Origin of the sequence: uncultured Sphingopyxis sp. (assembly GCF_900078365.1) — a bacterium.
Lineage (GTDB): Bacteria > Pseudomonadota > Alphaproteobacteria > Sphingomonadales > Sphingomonadaceae > Sphingopyxis.
On the sequence record NZ_LT598653.1, the window covers coordinates 2,470,333 to 2,488,972 of the forward strand.

The window sequence follows — 18,640 nt, forward strand, 5'->3', positions numbered from 1 at the left end:
TCTTGCTTATCGATTATCGATATTAGATGTATCGATAATCGAAAAGGGGATTTGCGATGCTGCGATGGAGCCGCCGGCTGCTCATGGGATTGAACATCCTGAACTGGGTGTTCCTCGCGCTGTTCATGATCGCGCTCGTCGCGATCAGCCTGCGCCCCGATCTGGTCCTCGACGCGATCGCCGGCGCCAAACCGGCGATCGACGGCGGCTATATGCTCGACCTGTTCCGCATCACCCTGCTGCTCTGCATACCGATCGCCATCGCCGCGCATGCGATCTTCACCCGGCTGATCGCGATGATCGACGCGACAAAGGCGGGCGCGGCCTTCACCATCGGCAATGCCCGGCGCCTGCGCACGATCGGCTGGTGGCTGCTCGCGACGCAGGTCATCGACGCCGCCTACGGCTGGCTGTCGTTCGAAATGTCGCGCGTCAGCGGCGAGGTGTTCGGCTGGCAACCCAGCCTGACCGCCTGGCTCGCCGTTCTCCTCCTCTTCATTCTCGCGCGCATCTTCGAACAGGGCGCGGCGATGCGCGAAGAGCTTGAGCAGACGATCTAGGGGCCCCGATATGCCGATCCGCATCCAGCTCGACGACATGCTGTGGCGGCGGCGGATGACGCTGACCGAACTCAGCGAGCGCGTCGACATCACCGTTGCCAACCTGTCGGTGCTCAAGACCGGCAAGGCGAAGGCGATCCGCTTCTCGACGCTCGACGCGATCTGCCGCGCGCTCGAATGCCAGCCCGGCGACCTGATCGCCTTCGACCCGGAGGGACCGGCCGATGAAGACTGATATAAAGACCATCTATCGCAGCGCCTGGGCCTTCGCCTTCGCCTGCCCGCTGCTCTTCCTCGTCCCCGTGCTGGTCGAACTCGCGCAGCATGTCGTCGAATGGCAGGCCGGCATGTACGACGGCCTCGCGGGCGCCAAAGCCGCCGAAGCCGACCCGCTGCGCCTGCAATTCGGTTTTGCGAAGACGCTCGCGCTGCTGCTGCCCGGCTACTGGTTCACGCGCTATGTCCTGTTCGATTTCGACGCGCGCCGCGCCGCGCGCATCGCATGGCCCGCGATCGGGCTGTGGCTCGTCCTGTTCGCACTCAATGGCGTGCAGCAATGGTGGGCGCTCTTCGGCCCCTCGCTGACCGGCCTGATCGGCCTCTCGGGCCCGGCCGCGCAATGGGCGGGCTATGCGCTGATGCTGCTCGGCACCGTCGCCGGCATCTATTTCACGGCGTGGATCGCCGCCTGGCCGCTCGGCAACGCCGCGATCGGCCCGATCCGTTCGGTGCGGATCATGGCCGGCCGCTTCTGGCGCACCGTGCTATTGCTCCTCGCCGGGGTGCTGCCGCTGATGATCCTCCATTATGCGCTCAGCTTCGGCGCGATCTTCGCCCCGGCGATCCTCGACTGGCCGCTGCTCCTCCTCGACGCGCTCGTCGTCGGCCTGCTCGCGCTGACCATGGCGGGCAGCAACGCCGTCGCCGCCCGCCACGCGCCACGATCAAGGGCTGCGACCTGCGGCCCGAGCCGGGCGGGGCCGCGTGACCTGACGAAGGCGAAGGCCGATTTCGGCCGCAAACAGACATAGCTGAAAAACAAGCCCCTCCCCTTCAGGGGAGGGGTTGGGGTGGGGGCCATCAGCCTTGCGCAAGGCCGATGGCCCCCACCCGCTGCGACTAAGCCAGCAAGCTGGCAAGTCTCGCTGCCCTCCCCTGAAGGGGAGGGCCTGATTTGGATCAACGTCCGCTTCCCACCCCAAAGCCGACACTCACCAAACCCGAATCCCCCTCAAGCCGCCATCCGCAGCCGGTTCCGCCCCTCGCGCTTCGCCGCGTAAAGCGCCTGATCGGCGCGGTGCAGCAATTCCTCGATGTCGATCTCGCCGTCGAACACCGCGACGCCGATGCTGACTGTCGCCGGCGGCAGCCCCTCTTCGGCCGCGGTGCCGGTTTCGACCGCCTTGCGCACGCGTTCGGCGACGATCTCGGCGGCCTGCGCGCTCGACCGCTGGAGGATGCACACGAACTCCTCGCCGCCGATGCGGCCGAGCATATCCTCCTCGCGCAGCGCCGCCTTGGCGCGCTGGCCGACGCGGTGGATGACGCGGTCCCCCATCGCATGGCCGTGGGCGTCGTTGATCCGCTTGAAATGATCGATGTCGAAGATCGCGACCGCCAGCGGCGCGCCATGGTCGCGTGCGCCCGCCAGCGCCTTTTCGAGATAGGCCAGCGTATGCCGCCGGTTGGGCAGGCCGGTGAGCATGTCGGTGTTGGCGACGCGCTCGGCGGCGCTGCGCGCGGCTTCCAGTATCCGCGCATTCTCGACCGTCTCGGTAACGTCCTGCACGGTACCGAAAATGGCGATCGCCCGCCCGCCGCGGCCCATCTCGATCGACCCGTGCGACTTTACATGACGAATCTCGCCGTCGGCGCGATGGATGCGCCCCTGAAAAGCGAAGGGTTCGCCGGTCCGCACCGCCACCTCCAATATCTTGCGGACCGCGGCGCCGTCCTCGGCGACATATTGCTTGACGCTGTAATTCACGTCGACGGGCGTGCCAGGAACCAGCCCGTGGATGCGATAGGCCTGGTCCGACCAGTGGATCGTCCAGCCGACCAGATCGACGCGCCAATGGCCGACGAGCGCCGCCGCCTCGGCCTGCAGCAGCCAGCGGTTGCTCTGCTCGAGCCGCTTCGCCAGCCGCTGGCGCACGATCAGCAGCGCCGCGAGCGGCAAGGTCGTGAACAGGAGCGACAGCAGGTAGAATTGCAGGAACAGCACCTTGACCTTGGGCGCCGCCTCGATCGCGGCGATCGGGCCATGGCCCTGCCCGGTAAGCAGCGAAGTGATGATCGTCACGATCAGCATCCCCGCAGCAGCGCCGAAGGGACCGAGGCGATAGGCCGCCGCGACGACCGCGATGCACGGCAGGAAGGTCGCGGGAAATTCCGCCTGGGTAAAGGCGGCGATGGTGACCAGACCGGCGGCGGTCAGGATCGCGGTCGCCTCGGCCCTCATCGCCGGGGGCGCGTTGCCTAGCGCCTTCGTGCCGACCATCCGCACGAGCATCACGATCGGCGGCGTGACGATCAGCATCCCCAGCAGCACCGTCGTCAGCCACGACAGATAGAAATCGGCGCCTGCCCCGGCCAGGGTCCCCGCGAGCGCGGCGCTCGCCACGCTCGCCCCCAGCGCCGCGACGCAGAAGCCGGCGACCGCGCGCGGGACCATGAACGACAGCTCGTTCGTCTGACGGCGGATCAGCCATAGCGCGATGGCGCCCTCGCACCCGTTCGCGAGTGTATAGGCGAGGCAGGACAAGGGCGGCACGCCGCCCCACAGGTTCGCCGCGAGACTGGCGAGGGCCATGCCCGCGAAGGCCGAAACGCGCGGCCGCGCATGGGCCGGCATCAACAGCAGCAATGCAAGGAAATAGCCGCTCGGGGGCCAGACCGCGGCGATATTGTCGGCCCCCTTGGTCGCGTGCAGCGACAGGCTCGCCAGCAGGAAATATCCCGTTGCGGTCAACAGGAACCAGAAGACCGCTTCGACTCTGGGGGACAGCGACCGGGTCATGCGGCCAGTTAGCCGAAAAGCGGAAAATAAACCGCTAATATATCGCGCGGCCGGGCTTTGCCTCGATCAGCCGACGCCGCCGAAGGTCAGGCCGACGACTTCGGCGACCTTCGCCTCGTCCCAATCGATGCGCCGGTCGAGGATCAACATCGCGAGGCCGTGGACCAGCGACCAGGCGTGCAGCGCCGCGGTGTCGACATCCGCCACGCCGGGCAGCGCCTCGCCGACCCCCGCGCGCAGCAGATTATAGGCGACTTCGCCGCCGTCGCCGCCTTCCTTGCGGCCCGCCATCTGGCGCGTGAAGCTCAGGCGGAACAGCGCGGGTTCGTCGTGGGCGAAGCGGACATAGGCGGTGCCCGTGGCCTTGAAGCCCGCGACGCCGCCGCCCGCCTTCAGCCAAGCCTGCGCCTGTAGCGCCCCCAGCCGCCGCAGCCCCTCGTCGGCGAGCGCGTCGAGCAGCGCCTCCTTGTCGGGGAAATGGCGGTAGAGCGCCGTCGCGCTGACCCCGACGTCGCGCGCCAGCGCGCGCAGGCCGAGTTCGGCGCCGTCCCCTTCGGCCAGCCGCTCGAGCCCCGCGGCGATCACCGCCGCGCGCAGGTCGCCATGATGATAGCCACGCGTCGCCTTCGCCGCCGCGCCGCCTTTTATGTTGACACTGTTATCTTTGCCTGCCATCATGTTGCCACTGTAAACATCCCGAGTCGCCCGCGCAACCCTCCGCGGCACCTTCGCCAACTTCCGTAAGGAGCATGTCCATGGCAAGCAACGTCGAAACCCTGATCCGCAGCGCGGTCGTCAAAGGCATCGGCAAGGTCGCCGACTTCAACCGCAAGCGCCTCCCCCGCCCCACCGACGCCCACCCCTTCCTCACCGGCATCCACAAACCGATGACGCAGGAGTTCACGCTCGAAGAGTTGCAGGTCGACGGCGAGATTCCGGCGCAGCTAAAGGGTCGCTACCTCCGCAACGGCCCCAATCCCGCCCTCGCGCCCGACCCTGCCAGCTACCACTGGTTCACCGGCGCGGGCATGGTCCACGGCATCCGCATCGAAGACGGCAAGGCCGACTGGTATCGCAACCGCTGGGTGCGCGGCGCCGAAGCGTGCGAGATGCTCGGCGAGGAACTCCCCCCCGGCCCGCGCGAAGGCCGCAACGATGCGCCCAACACCAATGTCGTCGGCCTCGCAGGCCGCACCTTCGCTATTGTCGAAGCGGGCGGAAAGCCCGTCGAGCTAGGTTATGAGCTGGACACGATCGCGCACAACCCGTTCGACGGCACGCTGGCCGGCGCCTATACGGCGCACCCGCACCACGACCCCTTCACCGGCGAAATGCACGCGATCACCTATCGCGGCGACGAGCCGAACAAAGTCTGGCACGTCGTGCTCGACAGACAGGCGCATGTCATCCGCGAGGAAGCGGTCGCGGTGAGCGACGGCCCGTCGATCCACGATTGCGCGATCACCGAGAATTACGTGCTCGTCTTCGACCTTCCCGTAACCTTCTCGATGAAGATGCTGCTCGCGGGCTATCGCTTCCCCTATGCCTGGAACGAGGCGCATCCCGCACGGGTCGGCCTCCTTCCCAGGAACGGGCGCGGCGACAGCGTCATCTGGGTCCCGGTCGAGCCCTGCTACGTCTTTCACCCCGCCAACGCGTTCGAGACCGCTGACGGCAAGGTCGTCGTCGATGTCGTCGCGCACGAGACGATGTTCGCCGAATCGAAGCGCGGCCCCGACAGCCGGAAATCGCGCATGGAACGCTGGACGATCGACCCCGCCGCGGGCACGACGACGCGCGCGATCGTCCACGATCATGCGCAGGAATTTCCGCGCTATGACGAGCGGCTGACGACCCGGCCCTATCGCTACGCCTACAGCGTCGCGATCCCCGACGGAGAGTCGGCCGAATGGGCGCTCGCCGAAACGCGGCTGTTCAAGCACGACCTCGACAAGGGCTCGACAGCGGTCCACGACTTCGGTCCCGGCCGCCATCCCGGCGAATTCGTTTTCGTGCCGCGGAGCGCCGAAGGCGCCGAAGACGACGGCTGGCTGATCGGACTGGTCGTGGACATGAATGACGAGACCACCGACCTCGTCATTCTGAATGCCGACGATTTTACGGGGCCGCCGCAAGCCGTCGTTCACCTGCCGCACCGCATTCCTCCGGGGTTTCACGGCAATTGGGTCGCGGATTGACCAAATCGGGACGCGCCATCAGCGCCTCGGTCACCCGCAGCGACCGTATATTGTCGACGTCGATCGCCGTGGCTCCGTCGCTGATCAGCAACGGGGCGATCTCGACCTTCAGATGACGCGAGATGCGGCTGAAAACATGGTGGATCGGTCCCAGCCCAAAGCGGAAGCGCAAGAGGTTGATCAGGCCAAACGCCCGCATCACCCGCAGCGGCTTCTTGACGAACTGCCCTCCGCCGCGAAACGCTTCGGCCGCTTTCAAGGCACCCGGATGGCCGATCCAATAGGCGTTGCAGTTCGACACAGCGACGTCCGAAAACCCGTAAAAGCGCCGCTGTCCCTCCGGGTGAGCCGCGAGCACATCCTCGCGCCGCGCCAGCGCGACGCCCGCATCGACCCCGAGCCGCAGCGCCTCGGCTTCGATCTCGGCGATCGTCGCCGGCGTCAGCAGGCAATTGTCGGCCGTCGTGACGAGAAGCGGGAACTCCGCGACGCCAGCAACCGCGAGGACCGAATCCGCCAGATTGCCGGCAGCCGGCACGATGGTCAGGCGGTCACCCAACGATTGGGCGGCCGGATCTTCCAGAGCGCCCAGCAAATCGGCGTGATGCGTCGAGGCGAATATATGCGTGGCCGCGCTGGCGGCTGCGCTTTCCAGCACATGCGCTATCATCGGCCGTCCCGCGACCGGGACGAGGCATTTGTCCGCCACGCCATGGGCCTGCGCGAGCGCATCCACCGCGCCGGACCTGCGCCCGGCAAGGATCAGGATCGCCCCGCTCACGCCGCGTCGCGCCGCGCCGCCGCGGGGGCGATCTGGCGGATCATGCTTTCGGCAACGATCGTCTCGATTAACTCGGCATGCGTGAAGCCGGCGACCCGAGCGGAACGCGAAAACAGCTTTTCCGACCACAAATTGCAGTTGAGATTGACCTCGAGCAGCCGGACATCGCCGGTCGCATGGTCGACGCGGAATTCGAAGCGGCCATAATCGAACGGATGAAAGACGTCCGCCATCCGCGCCGTATAATCGGCGATCCGGCCGGCGAGGAGCGGATCATCGAACCGCTTGACCGCATATCCGACGTGGCCGACCAGATCGCGCTTTTCCTGATAGGTGCGCAGCTGCGCCGGGTCGGCCTGTTCGAAGATCATCATCGGCAGCATCGCGGGCGCGCCATCGAGCGTGATAACGGGCACTTCGATATCGCTACCGTCGATAAAGGGCTCGACGATCGCGTCATGGTCGAGCGCGTGGATCTCCGCGATCGAGCGGGCGAGTTCAGCGCGATCATGAGCATCGCGCACGCCCCAGGATGCCGAACTGTTATTGGGCTTGATGACCCAGCGCCGCGCAGGAGGGCAGCGCAAGGCATCGACGGGCGCGCCGCGACGGAACAAGGCCCAGGGCGCGGTGGGCACGCCACGCGCCGAGGCCTCCAACTTGGTCAGATGCTTGTCGTCCGACAGACCGCGCACGATGGGCGAGGCGCCCAGATAGGGCAAGCCGTGCCGGTTGCACAGCAGGGGAAGCAGCATTTCGGAATTGAAGAAGCCGCCGCGGTTGAGAAGCGGAAAGACGAAGTCGGCTGCGGGCCGATCAAAGAGCGCGGCATAGCTGTCGGCGATCGACAGCGCCATGCCAAGCCCCTCGAGCGTTTCGCGCATTTCCCGGTGATAGGGCGCATGGTTGCCGTCATCGGGATGCAGGCCGCCCGTCCAGCGCGCATGTTTGGCGATGAAAAGCAGGCGCTGCGTTTCGCGCAGATGATCGGGTAGCCGGGTGGGGACGAGATCGGTTGTTTTCATGCCCGGCGTTCATCACGCCAAGGTTGCGCGCCAATGACGTATCGGTGACGTGGCTGACATCAAAACGCAAATTCACTGTCACTTTCCGCAGTCCGCACCGATCGCTTCATGCTTTGCCGAGCATGATTTATCGCTCCGAAACCTCGCCGCGCCGTTCGGCACGCACGGCTCACCGTGGAAGCGCCGCATTTCGGGCAGCACTTTCCGCGCATGGCTCGTTCCTTCGTCACTATGACAAAGAATATCGCCCTCTCCCGCCCCGCCATGAGCGCGATTGCCGCGTTTCTGGTTCTGTCCACTCCCGGCGCGTTCGCACAGGAAGCGCCGACGATCACGATGACGCCGCCGGTCGCGGCGCCCACGCCCCAAACCCCGCCGACAGTGCCGGAGCCGAGCACGCCGGCGCCGGTGACCGCGCCCGAAACCGCGCAGCCCACCACCACGCAGCCGCCGGCGCCGAAACCGGTGATCCGCGTGCCGCTGGAGATCGAACCGGCGGAAACGACTCCCGCACCGAAAACGGCCGAGCGGGCCGCGCCGGCCCCGGCCAGGAACGAACGCGCCGCGCGGAGTACCCGAACGGCGGCCGCCCCGGCAGCTGCGCCGGAACCGGTCGCGGATGCGCCCGCCGCCGCTACGGCTCCGACTGAAGATGTCGCACCCGTCGCCGCGCCGATGACCGCCGCCCCCGAACCAGCCGTCGAGGCAGCATCGCCGCCGCCCATCGAAACGGCGACCACCGGCGGCAGCGATTTCCCTTGGGAACTCGCGGGCGGCGCAGCCGCGCTGCTCGTCGTCGGCGGCGCCGGTTTCGTCTTTGCTCGCCGCCGTCGCGGCGCGCGCGCGCTTGCCGAAGATGCGCAGGTCTTTGAGCATGAGCCGACAGCGGCGGCCGAAGCGCAGCCCGCCGAGCAATCGTGGGTTACGCCGGCCTATGCGCCGCGCGAACAGGTCGATGCGCCGCGCACCACGCCCGCCTTCGCAGCGGCGCCGAGCGGCAGCATGGGGCGCCATGAAGCGATGGCGCTCGCGGGCCCGACGCCCGACAATCCCTTTGCGACGCTCAGCAAGCGCCTCAAGCGTGCGCGCTTCCTCGATCGTCAGGAGCGCGCCGCTTATGACGAAACATTGGCACAGCAGAAGGATATGACGCGCAAGCCCGTCAGCGCATGGGAAATCGCGCAGCGCCCGGTCGCTCCCACTACGCGAGGGGAGCAGGACGTCCGCCGTCCCGAACCCGGCCGCGGTCGCCCCGGCCTTCGCCCGGGGCTTGCCCGCAACTGACGGGCGAACCTACGCCAAAATGCAAAAGGGCGGCGCCTCGCGGCACCGCCCTTTCTTTTCGCTGGGACGCGGCCGGCGAACCGGCCGGAACCCGCGAACCGAATTACTTCAGTTCGACGGTCGCGCCGGCAGCTTCGAGCTTCTTCTTCAGCTCTTCGGCTTCCGCCTTGCTGGCGCCTTCCTTGACGGCCTTCGGCGCGCCTTCGACGAGCGCCTTGGCTTCGCCCAGGCCCAGGCCGGTGATCGCGCGGACTTCCTTGATCACGTTGATCTTGTTACCGCCGTCGCCGGTCAGGATGACGTCGAACTCGTCCTTTTCTTCAGCGGCGGGAGCAGCGGCGCCCGCGCCACCCGGAGCGGCAACCGCAACGGCAGCGGCGGCCGAAACGCCCCACTTTTCTTCGAGCAGCTTCGAAAGCTCGGCAGCTTCCAGAACGGTCAGCGCCGACAGGTCTTCAACGATCTTTGCGAGATCAGCCATTTTCATTCTCCATCAGAACCGGGAAAGCCCGGTGAATTGTCAGGGTAGGTATAAATTTATGCCGCTTCCTTGGCGCCATAGGCACCAAAGACCCGCGCCAGCTGACCAGCCGGGGCCGCCGCAATCTGGGCAACCTTGGTGGCCGGAGCCTGGAGCAGACCGACAAGCTTGCCGCGCAGTTCGTCGAGCGACGGCAGCGATGCAAGCGCCTTCACGCCTTCCACGTCGAGGACCACATCCCCCATGCCGCCACCGACGATTTCAAGCTTGTCGTTGGTCTTGGCAAATTCCACCGCGATCTTCGCGGCCGCGACCGGATCGGTCGAGGCAGCGATGGCCGTGGGGCCGGTCAGCAGGTCGCTGATACCGGTGTAGGAGGTGCCATCGAGCGCGATCTTAGCCAGGCGGTTCTTCGCGACCTTATAGCTCGCACCCGCGTCGCGCATCTGCTGGCGAAGCACCGTCGACTGGGCGACAGTGAGGCCGAGGTTGCGAATAATCACAACCGAGGCGGCATTCGACAGCGTAGCGTTCAGCGAGGATACGGCTTCGGCCTTTTCAGCACGATCCATGCCTGTTTCTCCACTCATGCCCGAGCGCACGCCGAAGCGAACGGCCGGGCCGCTAACACACGCAAAGGCCTGCGGGACGAATCCCGCCTGTCCTTTGCGCAACGATGTCCGATGGGGTCGGTCAAGCCGCTGGCGCCTGCATCGCAGGCGGGCGACCGATAAAAGACTGTCCCCGTCTCGGCTGGAAATTAAGAAGGGCATATTCCCTTCACCAACTGTCTCGGACGGAATTGCCGCGGGCGGACCCGTGGCAACACGGGGGCGCTCTTAGCGGGTTCGGCCGCGAAGTCAAGGATATTGGCGGAAGTTGGCGAAGGTGCCGCGTGGTGTGGCTGCCGCCTCTTGCAAAGCCTGTTTCAAGATATATCTTAGACGCATCGAATCGCATGAAGGAGTTTTTGGATGCGACATGGAATGAACCGAGGGGGAATGGACCGGCATGGGTGCGGCACGCATCATGCCATGCACCGCGCGATGCGTCAGGCGATGCGGCACGGTGGACGCGGATTCGGACATGGTTTCGGCGGCGGCCGCGGCTTCGGCGGGCGCTTTCGCGACGATGACGACGGCCGCGGGCGGCGGCGGCGGATGTTCGACAGCGGTGAGCTGCGGCTCGTCCTGCTCAAGCTGATCGCCGACGAACCGCGCCACGGATACGACCTGATCCGCCGGATCGAGGAGCTGACCGGCGGTGCCTATGCACCGAGCCCCGGCGTCATCTATCCGACGCTGACGATGCTCGACGATATGGGGCTGATCGAGGCGGCCGACAGCGAGGGCGCGAAGAAATTGTTCGCAATCACCGAAGCCGGCACGGCCGAGCTGGACGCGAACCGAGAGAGTGCCGAACGCCTGATTGCGCGCCTGGCCGAAATCGGCGAAGAGCGCCAGCGCACCGACAGCGCCTCGGTCCGCCGCGCGATGGGCAATCTGAAGGCGGTGCTGATGAACCGGCTCGGCGAGCGCGACCTCGATGAGGCAACGCTGCACGACATCGTCGCGCTGATCGACGAGGCGGCGCAGAAGATCGAGCGGCTGTGATGGGTATCAGCGCGACGGCGAACGTCCCGACCGCCCATGCGAGCAGATATCTGCAGCAATTGTGCAAGCATTGGCAGCATAATCTCGCGGTGACCTTCACCCCCGAGCATGGCACCGTGAGTTTTCCCAAGGATGCGCGCGGCGCGGCATGGGAAGGCGACGCGCTAGTCACCTTCGATGCCGGAGCCGACGCGCTGTCGGTCCGGATCGACGCAAGCAGCGCCGCGCATGCCGAAGCGATGAAGGAAGTCGTCGCGCGCCACCTCGACCGCTTCGCCTTTCGCGAAGCCCCGCTGGCGTTCGACTGGGCGCCGGCCTGAAACCCGGCCCGCGCCGCCGCCGTCGCGGCCGGCGCGGGCCTTTCGGCTTGCGGAACGCGGGGCGGCGGTGGCACGTTGAACGGGCACCGCCCCCTCCCCGGCGGCCATGACGACGAAAGGAATATCCGTGTCCGAGCCCCAAGGCCTGCTTTGCCCGACCTGCCGCGTGAATTTGACGATGTCGGAACGTCAGGGGATCGAGATCGATTATTGCCCGCAATGCCGCGGCGTGTGGCTCGATCGCGGCGAACTCGACAAGATCATCGAGCGCAGCGAAGCCGCAAGCGCCCCTGCCCCCGCGCCGCGCGCGTCGGCGCCCCCGCCGCCGGAGCCCCGGTCTCGCGATCATGACGACCGCTATCATGGCCGCGACGATCGCTATTACGGCAAGCCGCACAAGAAGAAATACAAGAGCTTCCTGAGCGAATTGTTCGATTAGGGCGGATCATTTTTTCGGATCGTCATCCCGGCGAAGGCCGGGATCTCATCGTCGCCACCTGACGCACCGGTGAGATCCCGGCCTTCGCCGGGATGACTGGAAAAAGCGGACGTTCCGGCCTGTCTGGCCGGGAATCAGCCCACGACCGCGTTGCGGCGGGCGTAGAGGAAATAGACGCCCAGCCCGCCGATATTCCACGCGACGAACCAGAGTTGCGTCTGCACCGGCAGGCTGAAGAAGAGATAGATGCAGCCGAGCACGGCGATGCCGCCGACCACCCACGGCAGCGGCGCGCGGAAGGTGCGCGGGGCGTCGGGGGCGCGGCGGCGCATGATCAGCATGCACAGCGACACCGCGGTGAAGGCGGCGAGCGTCCCGGCATTGGCGAGCGCGGCGAGTTCGCCCAAGGGGATGAAGCCCGCGAGCACCGCGACGACGATCGCGGTGAAGATGGTGATGCGCACCGGCGTGCCGCGCGCCGACAGCTTGGCGAGGCCCGCGGGCAGCAGCCCGTCGCGCGCCATGGTGAAGAAGATGCGGCTCTGTCCATAGAAGAAGGCGAGGATCACCGTCGGCAGCGCGATGACCGCCGAGACCGCGAGATATTGCGCGGCGAGCGGACTGCCGAGTTCGCGCAGGATCAGCGCGAGCGGTTCGGGGCTGTTGGCGAAGCGCGTGTAGGCGACCGCGCCCACCGCGGCGACCGCGACGGCGACATAGATGGCGACGCAGGCGACCATCGAGCCGACGATGCCGATCTTGAGGTCGCGGTCGGGATTCTTCGCTTCCTCGGCCGCGGTCGCGATCGCATCGAAGCCGTAGAAGGCGAAAAAGATGATCGCCGCCGCCGCCATCACCCCGCGCTCGACGCCGTCGGGGGTCATATGCTTGGCGAAGCCATAGGGGCTGAACGGTTCGAGATTGGCGGCATTGAACGCGGGCAAGGCGACCGCGACGAAGACGATCAGCGCGGCGATCTTGACCAGCACGAGCAGCGCGTTGAGCGTCGCGCTCTCGCGCGTGCCGACGAGCAGCAGCCCCGCCACGACGGCGATGATCGCGATCGCGGGCAGGTTGACGATGCCGCCGAGTTCGGGGCCCTGCATCAGCGCCATCGGAAAGCCCGCCCATGCCTGGAGCAGCGGCGCGGCATAGCCCGACCAGCCGACCGCGACCGCGCTCACCACGAGCGAATATTCGAGGATCAGGCTCCACCCGACGATCCAGGCGAGCAATTCGCCGATGACGACGTAGGAGTAGGTATAGGCGCTGCCCGAGGCGGGGATCATCGTCGCCATTTCGGCATAGGCGAGCGCGGCGCAGGCGCAGATCAGGCCCGCGATGGCGAAGGAGAGGATGACCGCGGGCCCCGCCTTGTCGGCACCAACGCCGATCAGCGTCAAAATGCCCGTGCCGACGATCGCGCCGACGCCAAGCGCGATCAGATGCGGCCAGCCAAGCGTCCGCGCCAGCGCCTGCTCCCCCTCCCGCCGTTCCGGAACGATCGGTTTGCGGCGAAACAGGCTGTCGGTCATGCGGTGAGCTCTCCCCTGGGGCGCTGGATATGTTTCGGCCGCTTGTAAGGCTGTGGAGGGTGAGCGCAAGATGCGCGATGGGGTTGGGAGCCGGTTGGAGGCGGATAGCGGGGATGGAGCGGGGAGCGGACGTCTTCAGTTCCGTCATCCCGGGCTTGACCCGGGACCCGCCTTCCTTCTTGCCAATGGCAATGGCTCGAATCCGAAATCTTCGGCCAGATCGCGCCATGTCGGGTTCATGGCGATGATCAGTTCATATTTCCATGCACGAAGCCACCGCTTGATGCGCTTTTCACGCAGGATGGCCGTATCCATTGTCTCGTGGCGCTCGAACCAGACGAGGCGCTTGATGCCATAGTCCTTCGTATAGCCGTCAAACGTCCCTTCACGATGTTGGTGGATGCGCTGTACGAGGTTAGAGGTGACGCCAGTGTAGAGCGTCCCATGCGACGAACGCGCGAGAATGTAGACGCAGGGATAGCGTTCCATCGCGGCACAAAAAGACAAGGCAGGCCCCGGGTCAAGCCCGGGGTGACGATGAAAGAACGATAGCTTCGGGTCGGAAACCCGCCGTTGACGGCCTCAGGCCAGCCGCTCGATCGCTTCGGCCAGTTTGGCGTCGCGTTCCGACAATCCATCGGCGTCGTGCGTCGTCAGCAGGATGTCGACGCGGTTGTAGACGTTCGACCATTCGGGGTGATGGTCCATCTTTTCGGCGACGATCGCGACGCTCGCCATGAAGCCGAAGGCCTGCGCGAAATCGTCGAATGTGAACCGGCGCGTGATCGCGTCGCGCGTCGGCTCGTGCGTCCATTCGGGAAAGCGGGCGAGGAGCGCGTCGCGCTGCGCGTCGTCGAGTTTCCGGACCATGTCTTTTCTCCCGCTGGTCAATGCCGTGCGCTCGCCATAAGGAAGGGCGCGATGAGCGACAAGCCTGCCCTACCCCCCGACCTGCCCGGCGCATGGACCGGAACCGCCCCCGACGCCGACGCACTGTTCGCGATGGCCGAGGCAGCGCTCGAAACCATGCCCGATGTGTTCAGGCCGCATATCGAGGGGGTCGTGATTTCGGTCGAGGAGTTCGCCGATGATGAGATGCTCGCTTCGCTCGACATCGAGCATCCTTATGACCTTACCGGTCTTTACGAAGGCCGCCCGCTGACCGAGCGCAGCGTCGGCGAAAGCGGCGGGATGCCCGACCGGGTGACGCTCTATCGCATCCCCATCCTCGTCGAGTGGATCGAAACCGGCGAAAAGCTCGAATGGCTGGTGCGCCATGTACTGATCCACGAGTTCGGGCATCATTTCGGCTTTTCCGACGACGACATGCACGCGCTGGAAGATATGGCGTGATGGAGCTTTTGCAGCTCGACGATGTGGCGTGCATCCGCGGCGACCGGTTGCTGTTCGAAGGGCTGTCGCTGGCGCTGAAGCGCGGCGACGCGCTGTGGCTGCGCGGGCCGAACGGCGCGGGCAAGTCGAGCCTGATCCGGCTGGCGGCGGGCCTGCTGCGCCCCGCGGCGGGCATGGTCGAACGGCGCGAGCGCGTCGCGCTGATCGACGAGGCGGCGGCGCTCGACGCAGAGCTTCCCTTGCGCCGCGCGCTCGATTTCTGGGCGCGGGTCGATACGGTCGACGGCCATGCGGTCGACCGCGCGATGGACGCGATGGCGCTGGCGCCGCTCGCCGAGGTGCCGGTGGCGATGCTGTCGACCGGGCAGCGCAAGCGCGCCGCGATGGTGCGGGTGATTGCGAGCGGCGCGCCGATCTGGCTGCTCGACGAGCCCGCGAACGGGATGGACGAGGCAGCGCAGGCGCGGCTGGTCGCGGCGATTGGGCGGCATCGGGCGAATGGCGGGGCGGTGATGCTGGCGTCGCATTTCGCGCTGGGAGTGCCCGATCTGGCGGAGTTGAATATGGGGGCGTTGGCGTGAAATTGGACTGTTGCCCCCAAAATCCGGACCGTGTCCCCGCGGAGGAGCATCGGGTCGGATCGTCCCCCGGACGATCCTTGGACATGCGGGGCATGTCCAACCCGATACTGACCCATCTCCCGCCGGTTCCAGATGGCACCGGCCGGAGATGGGCTCCCGCCTCCGCGGGAGCATACGGCTTTTGTAGCGGGACCGGAAGAAAGTCATGACCGCCCTTCTCGCTCTCTTCTGGCGCGATCTGCGCCGCGCGTGGGGCAGCGGGGCGCTTTGGCTGCCGGTGCTGTTTTTCCTGCTCGTGGCGACGGCGTTTCCGTTCGCCGTCGGGCCCGATGCGCCGCTGTTGCGCCGCGCGGGCGGCGGGATGCTGTGGGTCGCGGCTTTGCTTGCCGCCCTGCTCCCGATCGACCGGCTGGTTCGGCCGGACAAGGATGCCGGGATTCTCGATCAACTGGCGGTGCGCGGGTTCGCCGACGAGGTGATCGCGGCGGTGAAGATCGGCGCGCATTCCGTTGGTTTCGGGCTGCCTTTGCTGATCGCGCTCCTTCCCGCATCGGCGCTGCTCGCGCAGGATGCAGCGCGCGTCGAGACGCTCGCGACGGGCATCGCCATCGCGGTTCCGGCGCTCGCCTCGCTCGCGGTGCTGAGCGCCGCGCTGACCGCGAACCACAAGGGCGGCAGCGCAATCGGCGGCTTGCTCGTGCTGCCGCTGGCGGTGCCGCTGCTGATCTTCGGCGCGGGGATGCTCGATCCGTCGGGGCGCGGGGCGGTGAAACTGCTCGCGGCGTCGAGTTTGCTACTGACGGTGATCGGGCCCTTCGCGGCGGGGGCGGCGCTCAAGGGGCTGCGCGAATAAGCAGGGTCGGGCTCCTGTTCCCGTCATGCTGAACCTGTTTCGGCATCCATGACCTGCCTTTTCCTCGGACACAGTGCTTTTTTGTTTCACACAAAGACACAAAGAGGTGGTGCTCGCCGCGAAGTGGCTTTTTTTTCCAACCTTGCGATAGTCGCATGATCGAAGGAGAAATGGGCCTATCGGCCCAAGCGGCCCTCTTCGTGTCTTTGTGTGAGAAATAATCGTCGCCCCCGCGCAGGCGGGGGCCGCTGGAGGCCTTGTCCTTGGCTGTTGCGTAAACCGCTGGCGGCCCCGCCTGCGCGGGGGCGACGGTCAAGAGAAAAGGGCCGGGGTTTCCCCCGGCCCTTCGCTAAATCGTTGCGGTGCCGATCAGGCGCCGGCGAGTTCGGCCGTGTCGATCTTCACGCCCGGGCCCATCGACGAGGACAGCGCGACCTTGCGGACGTACTTGCCCTTGGCGCCGGCGGGCTTCGCCTTGACGATCGCGTCGACGAAGGCGTCGAAGTTCTGGCGCAGCTTTTCCTCGCCGAACGACAGCTTGCCGAGGCCGGCGTGGATGATGCCGACCTTTTCGACGCGGAATTCGATCTGACCGCCCTTGGCGGCCTTCACGGCTTCGGCGACGTTCGGCGTCACGGTGCCCAGCTTCGGGTTCGGCATCAGGCCCTTCGGACCCAGCGTCTTGCCGAGGCGGCCGACGATGCCCATCATGTCCGGCGTCGCGATGACGCGGCCATAGTCGAGATTGCCCGCGAGCATGTCTTCCATCAGGTCTTCGGCACCGACCTTGTCGGCGCCGGCGGCCAGCGCCTTTTCGGCATTGTCACCGCGCGCGAAGACCGCGACCTTGACGTCCTTGCCGGTGCCGGCGGGCAGCGTGACGACGCCGCGGACCATCTGATCGGCGTGGCGCGGATCGACGCCGAGGTTCATCGCGATTTCCAGCGTTTCGTCGAACTTGGCGGTCGCCAGCTCGCGCACCAGCTTGATCGCTTCGTCAACGCCGTGCAGCTTCAGCGCGTCGACCTTGCCCTCGAGGGCCTTCTGCTTCTTGGTCAGCTTAGCCATGGGTTCAGCCCTCCGTCACTTCGAGGCCCATCGAGCGGGCGCTGCCTTCGATGATCTTCGTCGCCTGTTCGATGTCGTTGGCGTTGAGATCCTTCATCTTGATCTCGGCGATTTCGGCGAGCTTCGAGCGCGCGATCTTGCCGCCGCTGATCTTGCCGGGCTCCTTCGAACCCGACTTCAGGTTCGCGGCCTTCTTGATCAGATAGGTCGCCGGGGGCGTCTTGGTGACGAACGAGAAGCTCTTGTCCGCATAGACGGTGATGATGGTCGGGGTCGGCGTGCCCTTGTCCAGGCCCTGGGTCTTGGCGTTGAACGCCTTGCAGAATTCCATGATGTTGACGCCGCGCTGACCGAGCGCCGGCCCGAGCGGCGGCGACGGGTTGGCGGTGCCGGCGGGCACCTGCAGCTTGATATAGCCGCTGATTTTCTTAGCCATGATGGCTTCCTTTCTTTCTGTCGCCCCGAACCGAGACCCGGAGCTCAAAATAAGCGGTCGAACAGATGGGCATCACCCCTTCCTCCCGCGCGGAATCACGCCCGTATCTGACGCGAAGCGGCGCGGATAGGCGCAAAGGCCGCGAAAAACAAGCCCTATTGGGGGCGGTAGCGGATCAGGCCTTCCTGCGCGACCGTTGCCATCAGCGTGCCGTCGCGGCGATAGATCGAACCGCGGCAGAGGCCCCGGTCGCCGCCCGTCCACGGGCTGTCCATCACGAAGACGAACCAGTCGTCGACGCGCACGTCCCCGTGAAACCACATCGCATGGTCGAGGCTGGTCGACACCATGCCCGGGGTCCAGAAGCTGACGCCGTGCGGCAGCATCGCCGAAGAGAGCAGCCCCATGTCGGAAGCGAAGGCGAGGAACCCGCGGTGGAGCAAGGGATCGTCGCCGATCGGCGATGCGACGCGGAACCACTGATAATGCTGCGTCGCCCGATCCGAAGCCGGCGGGCGGAAGCTGCGCACCTCGAACGGGCGGCTGCGCGCCATATGCGCGAGCTGGCGGTCCGAGATATGCGGGTCGGCGGCGATGAAACCGGTGAAGTCCCAGCACTCTTCGGGCGGCAGCAGATCGGGCATCGGAACCTGGTGCGACAGCCCCTCCGCCGGCCGCTGGAACGAGGCGGTCAGGTTGAAGATGACTTTGCCGTCCTGGCGCACGACGACGCGGCGGTTCGAGAAGCTGCGGCCGTCGAAGTCGCGGTGGAGGCGGAAGTGCAGCGGCTTGGTTTCGTCGCCGCCGCGCAGGAAATAGGCGTGGAGCGAATGCACCTGCTTGTCGGGATCGACCGTGCGCGCGGCGGCGGTCATCGCCTGCGCGATCACCTGCCCGCCGAAAATCCGGTCGCGCGAGGTCGTCGGACGCGCGGGAAAGGTGAATTCGTCGTCGAGCCCCGGCACCGCGTCGAGATCGAACAGCCGCGCCACCGCGCCGACGACCTTGTCGGCGGGCGTGCTCGCGTTGATTTCGCGCGCGAGATCGAGGCGCGCCTGCATCTCTTCGGGCGTGAGGCTCATGCGCTGTTCCAT

The 18,640-nt window shown here is 66.5% G+C and carries 24 protein-coding genes; 12 read left to right on the forward strand and 12 right to left on the reverse strand.

Annotated elements, in window-relative coordinates:
- The first annotated feature begins 56 nt into the window (after nucleotides 1-56).
- Genes QZL87_RS11410 through QZL87_RS11420 form a run of 3 tightly spaced genes read left to right on the forward strand, consistent with a single transcriptional unit; the run spans nucleotide 57 to nucleotide 1,591 of the window.
- Nucleotides 57-560 carry a DUF2975 domain-containing protein gene (locus QZL87_RS11410; protein WP_295319422.1) on the forward strand — a complete coding sequence of 168 codons (504 nt, stop codon included), beginning with the start codon at nucleotides 57-59 and terminating at the stop codon, nucleotides 558-560.
- Between the two features lie 10 nt (nucleotides 561-570).
- Nucleotides 571-795 carry a helix-turn-helix transcriptional regulator gene (locus QZL87_RS11415; protein WP_295319424.1) on the forward strand — a complete coding sequence of 75 codons (225 nt, stop codon included), beginning with the start codon at nucleotides 571-573 and terminating at the stop codon, nucleotides 793-795.
- Nucleotides 785-1,591 (forward strand): hypothetical protein, encoded by an 807-nt coding sequence (locus QZL87_RS11420; protein ID WP_295319426.1) that lies wholly within the window; start codon nucleotides 785-787, stop codon nucleotides 1,589-1,591. Before QZL87_RS11415 ends, QZL87_RS11420 begins: the two co-directional genes overlap by 11 nt.
- A 200-nt stretch (nucleotides 1,592-1,791) precedes the next feature.
- On the opposite strand, the gene QZL87_RS11425 is transcribed toward QZL87_RS11420, so the two are convergent.
- Both QZL87_RS11425 and QZL87_RS11430 read right to left on the reverse strand, forming a co-directional pair.
- Nucleotides 1,792-3,579 (reverse strand): sensor domain-containing diguanylate cyclase, encoded by a 1,788-nt coding sequence (locus tag QZL87_RS11425; protein ID WP_295319428.1) that lies wholly within the window; start codon nucleotides 3,577-3,579, stop codon nucleotides 1,792-1,794.
- 66 nt (nucleotides 3,580-3,645) lie between these two features.
- Complete coding sequence (locus tag QZL87_RS11430) at nucleotides 3,646-4,257, reverse strand: TetR/AcrR family transcriptional regulator (RefSeq protein WP_295319430.1); 612 nt, start codon at nucleotides 4,255-4,257, stop codon at nucleotides 3,646-3,648.
- 77 nt (nucleotides 4,258-4,334) lie between these two features.
- On the opposite strand from QZL87_RS11430, the gene QZL87_RS11435 reads away from it, so the two are divergent.
- The gene (locus tag QZL87_RS11435; protein WP_295319432.1) at nucleotides 4,335-5,777 is read left to right on the forward strand and encodes a carotenoid oxygenase family protein; all 1,443 of its coding nucleotides are present in this window, start codon (nucleotides 4,335-4,337) and stop codon (nucleotides 5,775-5,777) included.
- Here QZL87_RS11435 and QZL87_RS11440 read toward each other — a convergent pair.
- A complete protein-coding gene (locus QZL87_RS11440; protein WP_295319435.1) occupies nucleotides 5,698-6,558 on the reverse strand; it encodes an NTP transferase domain-containing protein in 861 nt (286 codons plus the stop codon). The two genes, QZL87_RS11435 and QZL87_RS11440, sit on opposite strands and share 80 nt — an antisense overlap.
- A complete protein-coding gene (locus QZL87_RS11445; protein ID WP_295319438.1) occupies nucleotides 6,555-7,583 on the reverse strand; it encodes a phosphoribosylglycinamide synthetase in 1,029 nt (342 codons plus the stop codon). Before QZL87_RS11445 ends, QZL87_RS11440 begins: the two co-directional genes overlap by 4 nt.
- Before the next feature lie 49 nt (nucleotides 7,584-7,632).
- Here QZL87_RS11445 and QZL87_RS11450 point away from each other — a divergent pair, with 49 nt between their 5' ends.
- Nucleotides 7,633-7,818: a hypothetical protein gene (locus QZL87_RS11450; protein WP_295319440.1), complete on the forward strand. Its 186-nt coding sequence runs from the start codon at nucleotides 7,633-7,635 to the stop codon at nucleotides 7,816-7,818.
- 29 nt (nucleotides 7,819-7,847) lie between these two features.
- Nucleotides 7,848-8,867, forward strand: coding sequence for a hypothetical protein (locus QZL87_RS11455; protein WP_295319442.1), 1,020 nt, complete (start codon nucleotides 7,848-7,850; stop codon nucleotides 8,865-8,867).
- Nucleotides 8,868-8,970: 103 nt separating this feature from the next.
- Here the strand turns inward: QZL87_RS11455 and rplL are convergent, their stop codons facing one another.
- Nucleotides 8,971-9,348 carry a 50S ribosomal protein L7/L12 gene (gene rplL, locus QZL87_RS11460; RefSeq protein ID WP_011541993.1) on the reverse strand — a complete coding sequence of 126 codons (378 nt, stop codon included), beginning with the start codon at nucleotides 9,346-9,348 and terminating at the stop codon, nucleotides 8,971-8,973.
- A 56-nt stretch (nucleotides 9,349-9,404) separates the two neighbouring features.
- A complete protein-coding gene (rplJ, locus tag QZL87_RS11465; protein WP_295319444.1) occupies nucleotides 9,405-9,920 on the reverse strand; it encodes a 50S ribosomal protein L10 in 516 nt (171 codons plus the stop codon).
- 474 nt (nucleotides 9,921-10,394) lie between these two features.
- Here rplJ and QZL87_RS11470 point away from each other — a divergent pair, with 474 nt between their 5' ends.
- The 3 genes from QZL87_RS11470 to QZL87_RS11480 all read left to right on the forward strand — a co-directional run bounded on the left by QZL87_RS11470 (nucleotide 10,395) and on the right by QZL87_RS11480 (nucleotide 11,720).
- Nucleotides 10,395-10,961 carry a PadR family transcriptional regulator gene (locus tag QZL87_RS11470; protein WP_295326856.1) on the forward strand — a complete coding sequence of 189 codons (567 nt, stop codon included), beginning with the start codon at nucleotides 10,395-10,397 and terminating at the stop codon, nucleotides 10,959-10,961.
- Nucleotides 10,961-11,281, forward strand: coding sequence for a DUF2218 domain-containing protein (locus QZL87_RS11475; protein WP_295319447.1), 321 nt, complete (start codon nucleotides 10,961-10,963; stop codon nucleotides 11,279-11,281). The genes QZL87_RS11470 and QZL87_RS11475 overlap by 1 nt, the downstream gene beginning before the upstream one ends.
- 106 nt (nucleotides 11,282-11,387) lie before the next feature.
- Entirely contained in the window at nucleotides 11,388-11,720 is a 333-nt protein-coding gene (locus tag QZL87_RS11480; RefSeq protein ID WP_295319450.1) for a zf-TFIIB domain-containing protein, read from the forward strand.
- A 134-nt stretch (nucleotides 11,721-11,854) separates the two neighbouring features.
- On the opposite strand, the gene QZL87_RS11485 is transcribed toward QZL87_RS11480, so the two are convergent.
- The 3 genes from QZL87_RS11485 to QZL87_RS11495 form a co-directional block, all read right to left on the reverse strand.
- The gene (locus QZL87_RS11485; protein ID WP_295319452.1) at nucleotides 11,855-13,255 is read right to left on the reverse strand and encodes an amino acid permease; all 1,401 of its coding nucleotides are present in this window, start codon (nucleotides 13,253-13,255) and stop codon (nucleotides 11,855-11,857) included.
- 144 nt (nucleotides 13,256-13,399) lie between these two features.
- Entirely contained in the window at nucleotides 13,400-13,744 is a 345-nt protein-coding gene (locus QZL87_RS11490) for a GIY-YIG nuclease family protein (protein ID WP_295319455.1), read from the reverse strand.
- A 93-nt stretch (nucleotides 13,745-13,837) separates the two neighbouring features.
- Nucleotides 13,838-14,146, reverse strand: coding sequence for a 4a-hydroxytetrahydrobiopterin dehydratase (locus QZL87_RS11495; RefSeq protein WP_295319456.1), 309 nt, complete (start codon nucleotides 14,144-14,146; stop codon nucleotides 13,838-13,840).
- 30 nt (nucleotides 14,147-14,176) lie between these two features.
- Between QZL87_RS11495 and QZL87_RS11500 the strand changes: the two genes are divergently transcribed.
- From QZL87_RS11500 to QZL87_RS11510, 3 genes are all read left to right on the forward strand, one after another.
- Nucleotides 14,177-14,608: a metallopeptidase family protein gene (locus tag QZL87_RS11500; RefSeq protein ID WP_295319457.1), complete on the forward strand. Its 432-nt coding sequence runs from the start codon at nucleotides 14,177-14,179 to the stop codon at nucleotides 14,606-14,608.
- A complete protein-coding gene (gene ccmA / locus QZL87_RS11505) occupies nucleotides 14,608-15,189 on the forward strand; it encodes a heme ABC exporter ATP-binding protein CcmA (RefSeq protein WP_295326858.1) in 582 nt (193 codons plus the stop codon). Before QZL87_RS11500 ends, ccmA begins: the two co-directional genes overlap by 1 nt.
- 205 nt (nucleotides 15,190-15,394) lie before the next feature.
- Nucleotides 15,395-16,042, forward strand: a complete 648-nt coding sequence (locus QZL87_RS11510; RefSeq protein WP_295319459.1) for a heme exporter protein CcmB — start codon at nucleotides 15,395-15,397, stop codon at nucleotides 16,040-16,042.
- 369 nt (nucleotides 16,043-16,411) lie between these two features.
- On the opposite strand, the gene rplA is transcribed toward QZL87_RS11510, so the two are convergent.
- From rplA to QZL87_RS11525, 3 genes are all read right to left on the reverse strand, one after another.
- Nucleotides 16,412-17,110: a 50S ribosomal protein L1 gene (rplA, locus tag QZL87_RS11515; RefSeq protein WP_295319461.1), complete on the reverse strand. Its 699-nt coding sequence runs from the start codon at nucleotides 17,108-17,110 to the stop codon at nucleotides 16,412-16,414.
- Between the two features lie 4 nt (nucleotides 17,111-17,114).
- Nucleotides 17,115-17,546, reverse strand: coding sequence for a 50S ribosomal protein L11 (rplK, locus tag QZL87_RS11520; RefSeq protein ID WP_295319463.1), 432 nt, complete (start codon nucleotides 17,544-17,546; stop codon nucleotides 17,115-17,117).
- A 155-nt stretch (nucleotides 17,547-17,701) separates the two neighbouring features.
- A complete protein-coding gene (locus QZL87_RS11525) occupies nucleotides 17,702-18,628 on the reverse strand; it encodes an acyl-CoA thioesterase II (protein WP_295319464.1) in 927 nt (308 codons plus the stop codon).
- Nucleotides 18,629-18,640 lie beyond the last annotated feature (12 nt).